Genomic DNA, 1,465 nt, shown 5'->3' on the forward strand with positions numbered 1-1,465 from the left:
TACGAGCGCTATCCCAGCACACTCGCCGATCTCCACATCGTCGCCTTCGTCTGCCTCATGCTCAAACAGGCCGCTCAACTGGCAAGCGGTTCATAACAGCCTCTAGCAGAAGGATGCATCGGTGCCTACGTCGGAACATCCAGCAGCGATGCGTGCCGATTTTATGAGAAGAATGTTTACGTCGCTCGTCTATTATTATCCAATCCGTACGCTGGCTTGACACAGACAACACTGCAGAAGCATTTTTAAGCGAATTTTATTTCATATCAACGCTTAGGGTATCCCTTTTATATTAATAATTCTGCTTAATATTGAGATTATCGACGAAAATAGCTTTAAATTACAACGATACCTCTTTTACAGCCCTTAGGTAAACCTGCCCATCAGAGATAGCACTTTCAACGCGCACGCGGGTCCCGGGCCGGAACTCCCACTTTTCATATACTGGAACCTTTTGATTCGATAATATTTCATAAGTATCTTCCTGTATCTTCATAGCTAGCACCGGCCTCCAGACAGGCACTATTTCGTCGGTTAGGAGAACATATACTTCTACAAAATTTTCCATTTCTAGCTCTATAATTCTAGCTTATATTCATAATAAGGCTATTCGTAAGAACATTTTAGTATTTTTGACAAATTTAATAGAAATTTTTTACGCCTTTAGTTTCAGAATATGGCGACCCGCTACCTGTAAAGAAGATTGCCTAACCCGCAGATGAGTTTCAGTGCTCGCGATGAAATTACGCATTTCAATTTTATATTATATTGTTATAAGATAAATATAATACTATAACTCGAATCTATTAGATATCATGGATTCTATAGCCGCGCAATTCCTCTGGCCATGGCTCACCATCGTAGCTAAATCCCTCAAGCCACTCTATTCTTCCGTGTTTTATCATGATGACAAATCCGAAAGGATTTGATTTGCCATCCAACGTTGCTTCACACGGCGATATATCTTCGTTGCATGAATTTGGCAGAATATGAAGTATTGGGTCGTCACGAAATACCGTCATAAATCCAGATCCACCAACATGTCTTGATAAGACAGGCGTGCTGTACGACTCGATTAAACTAATTCCTGACAATACCCCTCGATTGACGAAAAATTTAGTTATTATTTCGAATTCCATTTTTTCCTGTATAGTCATCCATTCGCTCCCCTGAAATTCAAGGCACGACACAAGTTTTTGATCAAAACTATAATAAAAACATTCAAGGTATGAACGCTGTGCCAATTTCAGCTTGACCGTTCACCAACGCACCTCTGATTGTCACATTGTAACCGTTGGAGTTAGCTACGCCTGAAAATCGCCCACTGCTTTCTTGTCCGATTTTATCTGCGGCGCCCTGCAAAGCATCTAGGGCCTGTCGTCGCCTGAACAGATTGGCTGGGCTTGCGTTTTCGTCTCTCTGATGGAGGAGGGACGATGCTGAGCGACGCGCAATGGGCTGATCT

2 protein-coding genes and 1 pseudogene are annotated in these 1,465 nt (G+C 42.3%); 1 reads left to right on the top strand and 2 read right to left on the bottom strand.

The annotated features are described in order from the left end of the window. Positions 1 to 96 (top strand): annotated as a pseudogene (locus tag ASF27_RS23215) (IS5/IS1182 family transposase); the annotation flags it as partial. 710 nt (positions 97 to 806) lie between these two features. On the opposite strand, the gene ASF27_RS22405 reads toward ASF27_RS23215, so the two are convergent. Together ASF27_RS22405 and ASF27_RS22915 are read right to left on the bottom strand one after the other, a co-directional pair. Beyond that, a complete protein-coding gene (locus tag ASF27_RS22405; RefSeq protein WP_156467555.1) occupies positions 807 to 1,157 on the bottom strand; it encodes a hypothetical protein in 351 nt (116 codons plus the stop codon). A gap of 64 nt (positions 1,158 to 1,221) precedes the next feature. Beyond that, on the bottom strand, positions 1,222 to 1,465 hold a 244-nt coding region (locus tag ASF27_RS22915), incomplete at its 5' end, for a hypothetical protein (protein WP_210166281.1).

It is taken from the genome of Methylobacterium sp. Leaf102, assembly GCF_001422425.1.
GTDB lineage: Bacteria > Pseudomonadota > Alphaproteobacteria > Rhizobiales > Beijerinckiaceae > Methylobacterium.